General features: G+C 41.8%; 12 protein-coding genes. 1 reads left to right on the top strand and 11 read right to left on the bottom strand.

The genetic code is table 11. The features are described 5' to 3' along the window. The coding region (locus A3848_RS22935; protein WP_218619015.1) for a hypothetical protein at nt 1–199 on the bottom strand (199 nt) is incomplete at its 3' end. 257 nt (nt 200–456) lie between these two features. Beyond that, nucleotides 457–1,848 (bottom strand): group II intron reverse transcriptase/maturase, encoded by a 1,392-nt coding sequence (ltrA, locus tag A3848_RS22930; RefSeq protein WP_083612306.1) that lies wholly within the window; start codon nt 1,846–1,848, stop codon nt 457–459. A 604-nt stretch (nt 1,849–2,452) separates the two neighbouring features. On the opposite strand from ltrA, the gene A3848_RS22925 reads away from it, so the two are divergent. Next, on the top strand, nt 2,453–3,949 hold the full coding sequence (locus tag A3848_RS22925) for a Kelch repeat-containing protein (protein WP_074087193.1): 1,497 nt from the start codon (nt 2,453–2,455) through the stop codon (nt 3,947–3,949). A gap of 259 nt (nt 3,950–4,208) precedes the next feature. On the opposite strand, the gene A3848_RS22915 is transcribed toward A3848_RS22925, so the two are convergent. The 9 genes from A3848_RS22915 to A3848_RS22880 form a co-directional block, all read right to left on the bottom strand. Then, entirely contained in the window at nt 4,209–4,916 is a 708-nt protein-coding gene (locus A3848_RS22915; protein ID WP_074087191.1) for a hypothetical protein, read from the bottom strand. A gap of 191 nt (nt 4,917–5,107) precedes the next feature. Continuing rightward, on the bottom strand, nt 5,108–5,872 hold the full coding sequence (locus tag A3848_RS22910) for an HNH endonuclease (RefSeq protein ID WP_074087190.1): 765 nt from the start codon (nt 5,870–5,872) through the stop codon (nt 5,108–5,110). Nucleotides 5,873–5,876: 4 nt separating this feature from the next. Continuing rightward, nucleotides 5,877–7,031 carry an AAA family ATPase gene (locus tag A3848_RS22905; protein WP_074087188.1) on the bottom strand — a complete coding sequence of 385 codons (1,155 nt, stop codon included), beginning with the start codon at nt 7,029–7,031 and terminating at the stop codon, nt 5,877–5,879. Nucleotides 7,032–7,074: 43 nt separating this feature from the next. Continuing rightward, nucleotides 7,075–7,290, bottom strand: a complete 216-nt coding sequence (locus A3848_RS22900) for a hypothetical protein (protein ID WP_074087186.1) — start codon at nt 7,288–7,290, stop codon at nt 7,075–7,077. 96 nt (nt 7,291–7,386) lie between these two features. Then, nucleotides 7,387–7,599 (bottom strand): phage holin, encoded by a 213-nt coding sequence (locus A3848_RS22895; RefSeq protein WP_074087185.1) that lies wholly within the window; start codon nt 7,597–7,599, stop codon nt 7,387–7,389. Further along, nucleotides 7,599–7,997, bottom strand: a complete 399-nt coding sequence (locus A3848_RS33340) for a stalk domain-containing protein (RefSeq protein WP_305953443.1) — start codon at nt 7,995–7,997, stop codon at nt 7,599–7,601. The genes A3848_RS22895 and A3848_RS33340 overlap by 1 nt, the downstream gene beginning before the upstream one ends. After that, nucleotides 7,969–8,220 (bottom strand): M15 family metallopeptidase, encoded by a 252-nt coding sequence (locus A3848_RS33335; RefSeq protein WP_305953442.1) that lies wholly within the window; start codon nt 8,218–8,220, stop codon nt 7,969–7,971. Before A3848_RS33335 ends, A3848_RS33340 begins: the two co-directional genes overlap by 29 nt. 93 nt (nt 8,221–8,313) lie before the next feature. After that, nucleotides 8,314–8,682 (bottom strand): phage holin family protein, encoded by a 369-nt coding sequence (locus A3848_RS22885; protein WP_256702536.1) that lies wholly within the window; start codon nt 8,680–8,682, stop codon nt 8,314–8,316. Between the two features lie 168 nt (nt 8,683–8,850). Beyond that, nucleotides 8,851–9,055 (bottom strand): transposase (locus A3848_RS22880; RefSeq protein WP_074087183.1); only part of this gene is annotated, 205 nt, incomplete at its 5' end.

Raw genomic sequence — 9,055 nt, 5'->3', positions numbered from 1 at the left:
ATTCGGATAAGATATCATGAATCCAAAAGGCGTTGCTGGTCGCTTCGAGAACGATGCGAGTATTGGGATCTAGGGTTTGGCCGAACTCCTCCCAAGCTTCGCGTGTGTTAGCGATCCGGAATCGTCTTTTTTTCTTATCGGTGCCGATTTCACATCCTTCCGCATATTTTTGATGTACATCCAAACCAATAAACCGCATTTCCCTTCCCTCCCCTTAATACAATTACAGGCGGAGTTGCTTGTACATTCACCTATCCGTGGGCTATGCCACAACTGGGTGAGGCGAGGAGGCGGTTAAACACACCAACGGGCTTATTTCATCCCAGCGAGAGGGCAACCGCCCCGCCTGCAGCCTTCTCCGAAACCCTGTCTCCATTGTAACAAGAACGGGCCGGTACGTTTATCATACCAACACACCACCGTACATGCGGGTCCGCATACGGCGGTTCCAAAAGGTTAACCAAGCTCCAGATAACGTGAAAGCAAACTTTTCAGCCCTTTCGCTTCCCAATAGGAAGCCCTTAGGGCATTATTTATGTTCCGGGACATTTCCCATACGCCTCTGCGTGAGTTTCCCATCATGAAACAGGCCCATTCGGGAACGCCGAGCGCTCGTAGTTCCCGAATTCGTGTACGGACTCGTTTCCATTGCTTCCATAGGCACATTCGGAGTCTTCTTCGAATCCATTGATCCAGGTTCTGGAGGTGCGTCTTTGCCGACGCTAGTCGAAAGTAACCTATCCAACCCATCATATAGCGGTTTAAGCGGCTAATTCTCTCCTCCATCGAAATCGACCACGTTCGATTCGTCAATTCACGAATCTTTTCCTTAAATCGTGAGATTGTCTTCGGTGCTAAGCGAATCGTTGCCTGTTTCTGGCTCAGGAAACTGAACCCTAAGAACTTCCGGTGCCAGGGTCTGGCCACCGCGCTTTTCTCCCGGTTCACTTTCAGTTTTAGCTTTCCTTCTACAAATCGGCATACCGATTCCTTGACGCGTTCACCTGCTCGCTTACTCGCCACAAAGATGTTGCAGTCGTCCGCATAACGTACAAATCGCAACCCTCGCCCCGTCAATTCCTTATCCAAATCATCCAGTAGAATATTCGCTAAAAGCGGACTGAGCGGACCACCTTGTGGCGTTCCTTCCCAACTGCGCTCCAACTTTCCGTCCACCATGACTCCGGCGTTCAGATAGGCACGGATCAGTGTCAGCACTCTTTTGTCTGCCACTTTCCGCGCCACTCTTGCCATCAGCATATCGTGATTCACCTGGTCAAAGAATTTCTCCATATCCAAATCCACGACCCATCGGAGTCCACTTTGGATATATCTTTGGGCTTGTTTGACTGCGCCATGCGCACTCTTCCCCGGGCGAAAGCCGTAGCTATACCAGGAGAATTGCGCGTCAAAGATCGGGTTCATGACTTGTAGAAGTGCTTGCTGGAGAAAACGGTCCATTACGGTCGGGATCCCTAGCAGCCGTACACCGCCTCCGGGTTTAGGGATTTCCACCCGTTTGACTGGCGCAGGTCTATAGGTTCCCGTCAGAAGCTCGGCTTTCACCGTCTCCCAATGTGTTTTCAAGTAAGCTTGTAGATTTGCTACCGTTACATGGTCCACACCGGGTGCTCCTCCGTTTTGCACCACTCGTTTGTAGGCGAGCCGAAGGTTATCCCCTTCGAGCAATCGCTCCAGCAAGTTGTTCTGGTCTTCGCGAGAGGAAGGGGCGACTTGTGCCGACGAAGAACTCGGCGCTCCAGCATACCCTGACGGCTTCACCGCTTCTCTTTGCTGGCAGCTCTCTTGCGAGATATTCGGCTGTCGTTGCTCTTCATGCGAACGCATCGGTTTCCTCTCTCCTTTCGGTTCAGCCCTTCCGTAAGCTGTTGCAACAGCTTACGTACTATGGCCTCTGCTGACTCCTGCCAGTTCAGCGCAGCCTCTCAGCTACGGTTACAAGTTTTTTTTCTTGATTACCTGGCAGGTCTCCCCAGATAAGAACGTCATCTTTCCGCCCGCGCCTGCCCAAGTTTACGGCTGTAGCCTTTGGCAGCTTAGGATTTCGTCATGGTTTGGTGACTTATCCGGCTGCAACCGCCTCCAATTGGATTCGTGTACCTCAGGCCGTGCTTTTGCCTCCAGCTTCCTTCAGATTCCACCTCACGGCGGACACCCTTGCTCTTGGCTAACGGTAGGCGCTTGCCAGCCCCCGCTCGGGACTTTCACCCTAGAGATGACGCCCATGCTGGGCGTACAAACGAGCCCAGTCGACCACTTAAGGTTACTGGGCTTTTGTTTCAACTAGAATCAAACAAATGGCATAAAAAAAGAAAATAACGTCCTTCACTCACTTTATTGCAGATATAGACATATATGTTTAGACAATCCTTGTTAAGTTTTGTAAATTGAAACTTGTTATAAATTAAATACATATTAAGGAGATGTTACTTTGAACACCAGAAACAAATCTTTATTTTTTTTATGCTTCATTCTCATATTGACATTAGTTCAATCGAATCTAACCTTCGCATCAGGAAACAAGCAGTGGATTGAAAAAGCTCCGACTCCAACTGCGAGACAAGATTCTGGATCAGCCGCTGTTAATGGTATTATCTATGTAATTGGAGGGCATGACGGAAAATCTGTGACGAATACAGTTGAGGCTTATAATCCTAGTACAAACACATGGGAAACCAAGGCTCCTATGCCTACTAGTAGATACAGACTTGGTGTAGTTGAATTAGACAACAAAATTTATGCTATTGGTGGCACCGACAATGAAACAAATATAAAAAACGTCGAAGTGTACGATCCAACAACAGACTCATGGGAAAAAAAAGCTGATTTACCAGCAGGACGAGGTGCACTTTCTGTTGTTTCTCTAAATGGGAAAATATATGCTATTGGCGGAATGGATACCACAGGTAATTCTACTGCTACTACATTTGAGTACGATCCAATTTCGAATAAATGGACTAGTAAGGCGGGTCTATCAATTGGTAGGATACACGGAGCGGCTGCTGTTGCAAATGGAAAGATATATTTTTTCGGAGGAATTGAACCTAATTCACAAGCCTCTTTCTCTCAGAGAATGGAAGAATATAATCCAGTGACAAATGTGTGGGCTAGTAAGGCGAGCTTACCAACGGGAAGATACGGCGTGCGGGCAACCACATTAAATAATAGGATTTTTGCAGTAGGTGGTTATAACTACAACGCTGACCCTGGTGGCTATTTAAAAACAGTTGAAGAATATGATCCAATTCTTAATACATGGGAGACTAAAGAAAACTTAAAAACTGGCAGATCGGTATTTTCAATAGCTACAGTAAATGGCAAGGTATATGTCATGGGAGGCAAAAACACTTCTATACTTTCAAGTACCGAAGTATATTCAACCCCCTCCGAGGAGATATCCAGTCCATCAAAATTGACTGCAATACCAAGTAACAAAAGGGTAGATTTAAATTGGGCTGGGATTAACGTAGATGCTTTGTATAACATAAAGCGTTCAGAAAAAAGTGACGGTCCATATACTACAATTGCGAATAGCGTAACTGGGACAACTTACAGAGATATTAATGTTATAAATGGAACAACTTACTATTATGTAGTTACTGCGATAACTCCTGAAGGAGAAAGTAACAATTCTAATGAAGCATCTGCTACACCACAGAATGATTCACCCTCTAACCCAGAACCATCAGGTGATCACGCTATTCTTACCATCACTTTATCAAATGGTATCGAGAAAGAATTCGACCTTTCAATAGAAGAAGTGAACGCATTCCTAAATTGGTACGATGCTAAAGATGCTGGAACAGGTCCTGCCAAATACGCAATTGACAAACATAACAACAACAAAGGTCCATTTGCTAAACGTACCGAATACGTGATATTCGATAAGATCCTCACCTTTGAAGTAAGTGAGTACACAGCTAAATAAACAAAGACAAACCCGCCAGACGCACATACCTGGCGGGTTATTTTATGTATGCTCTAAACTCAAACCGCTTTCGGATAAACCATCCACCAGCAATCTTGATACTATTCGGGGAATATCCCTCTACTATCCCCCCATAGTCCATGATATGCCCTTCTGGATCATCCCCAGGACGGAACATACTGATACCTTAGACTGTGCCAAGGCAGCAGTCAGGAAGTCTGTATCACTCTCCAGGACTTTGTATGCAGTACTCAAACAATCACTCCTCAATCGAAAGCAAAACATCTTCGAGTATACTCAACAGTTCTCTTCTATGATAAAATTCCTTTAAAAATTCTTCTTTCATCTCCAATATCTGTTTACTCAGGTAGTTCACAAAGAAAACTACTGCAGCAGTAATCAGGAAAGAATAGACAAAAACACTAATTTCATTTTTTTCATTTTGACCATATAAAAAGGTTAAGAATTGGTTTACATTTGGAACTGTCAAAGATATAAATACTGCAGGAGCTATTAATGGTGGAATCTTCATTCGTTCTTTATCTTTGATTAAAGATTCAATTATATTTTCTACCTTCCACCTTTTTAATAGTCCTTTTTCATCTAAAAAATCCGCTATCTTTTTTCTCTGAAATTCATTAAATTCTTCAGTTCGCCAACGCCATCTTTTACTGTAAGATGGAGTTTTAACTTCCTTCCTTACTATTTCTTTTGCTCTCCTAACATACAAATCTATAGCTACTAAAAGACTAATACAAGATAGCACAAACACTGTAAGAGATACCAAAACAGGATTTTTCATTTTACCATATACTAATAACAAAATACTAAGAGTCGAACAGATAAAAGAAATAAACGAAATCCAAAATGAGGCATTGAAAAAACGATTTATCCAAGGCATGTGCGATAATACCAATGCCTCCACACTAACCTCTGTTTTGTAATAAGCAAGTAACTTCTGTCTCATAGTTATACTCTTACCTCGCTATTGAATTTAGAAGTAGCAACCCTCTACTTTACCCTTCTATTGTAATTCTAGTTATTGTACAAACAGATTAACATGATATGGCACAATATGTATGTGTCGATAAGGATAATTATCCTTAACGCAAAGAAATACCCCGTCATTCTGGCAGGGTATCGTCATGCTTGAACATATTAGACGATCAATTTAGGATTCTTATATTCTATAAGAGAATATTTTAAACAATTTTTTTCTAAATTAACAAGATCATCATTCCATATTTTGATTTCTTGCATAAAATCCTTAATACCATAGTAGTTGTCATCTTCAAATAATGCATATGAACATATTGTACTGTATTCCGCATCTGGTTGGCATGATTTTAAAAGATTCCGTATTTTACAAATCAATTCATTTTGGTCCTCTATAGTACTATTGTCCTTAATTTTCCCAACCCACTTTCCAAGGCCATCGAGTATATCAGAAATTGCATTCCCGATTGTCACGCGTGGTAAGAAAAGGCGATCCGAATCATTTAAACTTAAAACGCCTATAGTTTTTTTTCCTAATTCATCTTTACTGAAGAAGCGATACTTTTTTATTGTTAAGTGCTCACGAGGATCTATTAATGTTGGATTAATAATAGGAACTAATTTAGTATCATGATCTCTTTTCAAACCGTTGCATCTTTTACAAATCGGAAGTAGGTTTTCCCAATCCACGACTTCTTCCGGATATAAAGATTTCGGGTGAAAATGCTCAACTTCTATGTATTTACTTTCTTCTCCCAAACGACATTCACAAAAAATACATTTATTATTGCTCATTTTCAATAATGCTTTTTTTATATAATCTTGATTCCAAACATTATTGCTAGTCATTAAGTATTCTTCAGTTAATTCTTTTCTTTTTTCCACAGTTAATTTTGTTGGTGATTCTATTCTTTCTACTTTTATCATTTTTTCACCCTAATGAACCTAACTGTAATTGATATACTTTCCTCATAGGGCTTCTCGGATGTAGCATTTCTTCTAAAATTTTATATGATTCCAAAGCAATTTCGTAATTTTCAGCATCTAAAGCTGACTCAAACTTTCTTTTTGTTATCAGATATTCATCGGATCTCGTTTCTGCTAACCCCATAACATCTTCTAGTATTTCTTCAACAGTCCAACCTTTAAACCCATATTCTGATTTTATAGTATCCAATTGTTTAACTTCTCCATCCTTATCAATACCAAGTACAATTAACTCTTCCGAACCAGCTGCTTGGATCATGTGAGGACTATGAGTAGTTATTATAATTTGTGCATTAGAAAATGTATCCTTTATTGCATTTAAAAAAGGCCCTTGCCAATGAGGGTGTAAATGTGCGTCCGCTTCGTCAATTAGGATAATACCAGTAAAATCCGATGCTTTAATTTTCGGATTAGTATTAAATTCTATCTCTTTAATTAAACCTAACAAAATAAACAATGCAGACTTAAAACCTGAAGATAGATACTCGAAATAGATGCTTCCTCTTGGTGTATCTATGATTAAATCCAGTGAAGTGTGATTGATTCTTTCATATTTAACTGATTCATCTAAAAGTGAAAAACATTTTTTTGCTAATTTAATATTTGCTGATTCAGCTTCAGATAAACTACCATGAGGTTCAAATAAGACTCTGTTACTAAACCACGACTTAATCGTTTCTGGACGAAGACCATTTATGATACTAAATTGGTACTGTTCTTTAGTTCTGTCCTCATCACTACGTATTCCATCATTTTTATGATACTCTATTTGTCTTTGATCCTTTACATAAATAACTTGTAGGTTATCTTCAATGAAAGAAGCATTATAATTTATTTGTTGTTCAAATGGATGGAATGCTTCTGTACTAAACGTAATTTTTTTACCATCAATGCTTAAAGTCCAATTTCCATCCATAGATCTTTGATTTCGTTTAATTATACTGGAGTTTGTAAACCCAAAAGAATGAGCGATGCATTCTAAAATGGTGCTTTTCCCAACTCCGTTCATACCGCAAATTAAATTAACCCCATTGTTAAACTCTATATCCAGTTTTTTAATTCCACCTATATTTTCAATAGAAATATTATCAGCATTCATGATACATCCTCCCTTATTAAAAAAGTGTAACACATCCTTCCTTTTACTGGCAAAGAATAAAGTTACTAATTAATTCGTATTTAGAAATTTCCCTACATTGGTTGATCCACTGTGAATTCCCCTCACCTATTTCTCCGATTATCGCTATATCTCCATTTGAACTTACTGCATAGAATATCTCTTTCACACCTGTTATTTTATTTTTAATAATTACGCATGGTACTGAATATGGTACGAAAAATCTATCCAACTCTTTCATTAAACCTCACCTCTATAACCAATATATGAAGAACTAATTCCAATACTCCACCTATCAGCTCGGTAGGGTTTTGGAATTAGCACAAACGATTATGAATTATTTATCTGTATATCCCTTTCCAGCCTCTGGGTTACTTAAGATCCCTAGGACCACCAGCACGCCCAGTAACGCATTGACCGCAGTTGTAACCTCATCGTACTTCTCCGGGGCCAGTTGTACCCCGAAGATTGCTCCAGTGGTCTGTACACCCAGCAGTACAGCTACCGTCAAAGATACCCACAACCCATAATTACGCCATTTGCTGTTCATTATTTAGCCCCCTTACTCAATGTTACTGTTTTGCTTACTTGATCCCACCCCACAGTCAGCCCTAGAGCCTCTGCCACAGCGCGCACCGGTAGATAAGCAACTCCCTCATCTAATACGCTGTCCTCAATTTTCTTGCCATCTACCTTTACAGTTACTTTTACATCCTTCTTCACAACCTCATCCTCCTTCAATTTATCTATAACGGCATACGCCGCTTTAACCGCTGATTCCTTTAGTGAATAGCCTTGTCGTAACGCAGATGTGCTCAGTCCAAAAGTCATTTGGAAGTGCGGCGCATCCTTAATGCTCTTAAAATCCCCGCCCCACTCAAAGCCCAGCGCCTTTGCCTCCTTGACAACCTCCTGCCAGTCAGATACCTTTATCGCCGTCGCCGTCACGGGCGGTATCCCAGGAGACGCTGGAACCGTTTGGCAGCAGCAGCGCGAAATCAACGGCCAGACCAAAATTGTGGTAACTGGTCCTACCCCTGGCATTGGTTACGATCTGGCCGGGCTTGGTTCGTCCTTGGGCGTAGAGCGCGTCCTGCTCAGCTATTGTCCGCAGCCCTTGGGTTATTACTATATTTGACTCCTCGGGCATAGCAGCGCTCAATAAGCGCAACCGTAGCCGCCACTAGCACCGGATGCAGCCCGACAAGCCGGACCTGAGATTTTAGCTTTACATGGTCTAATGTTAATGACACCTGTATCCCTCCTATGCTGATTGGCCATAGTCTGGATGTTCCGGCTTGGCCGGGTTGTTCTTACTCTTGTCCTCGCTGAGCTGTAGCAGAAAATCTTTCATAGCCTGTGGCCACGGCACACCAATAACACCGAAATTTTCAATGACTGATAGACCTTCTCGACCTGCGTAATAGAGAATTGCAGCTAATCGGAATACCGGCGCTCCAGGCTGCACCCAATCGTCAATTAAGGCAGCCAAGCCGACAACAAAAAGGACGGTGATCTTCCGAACGCCGCCCCAAAACATAATGTCGCTGCTGACTGTCTTAGTCTTAAATGCTCCTGCAACCCCACTGACGTAATCAGCCAGCATGAGCACAACTAGAAATTCTGTGACAATCTCCCGGGAACAACCCCGAGGGCAAAATAAAAACGCCTCTAAGGGCGTCGATGTGTTGTTATTATGAAATAAAGAAGGGGCTGTCTCATAAGTAGATTTTCAAAAAAAAGAAACAGCCCATATGTATTCAAGAGGCAGTAAAAAGACAGCAAGGCCGCGATTCTCCTGTTATTGGAGAATCGCGGCCTTGCGTTTTTGGTCCACCGTGGCTTGCTTCAGCATATTATGGGCAAGCGAAAGCCAACCGACCTCAAGCGTCACTTTTTCCATGCCGCGAAGCAGAAAGCGCCGGAAGCCCCGGTTATTCTTCAGTTGTCCAAATACGCTTTCCGGTTCCGTCATTCGGCGTACGGCCAGGGCATAACCTTCCTCG

It is taken from the genome of Paenibacillus sp. P32E (genome assembly GCF_001909085.1).
In the GTDB taxonomy this organism is placed as follows: domain Bacteria; phylum Bacillota; class Bacilli; order Paenibacillales; family Paenibacillaceae; genus Paenibacillus_AQ; species Paenibacillus_AQ helianthi.
This window is presented reverse-complemented; position numbering and strand designations above follow the sequence as displayed.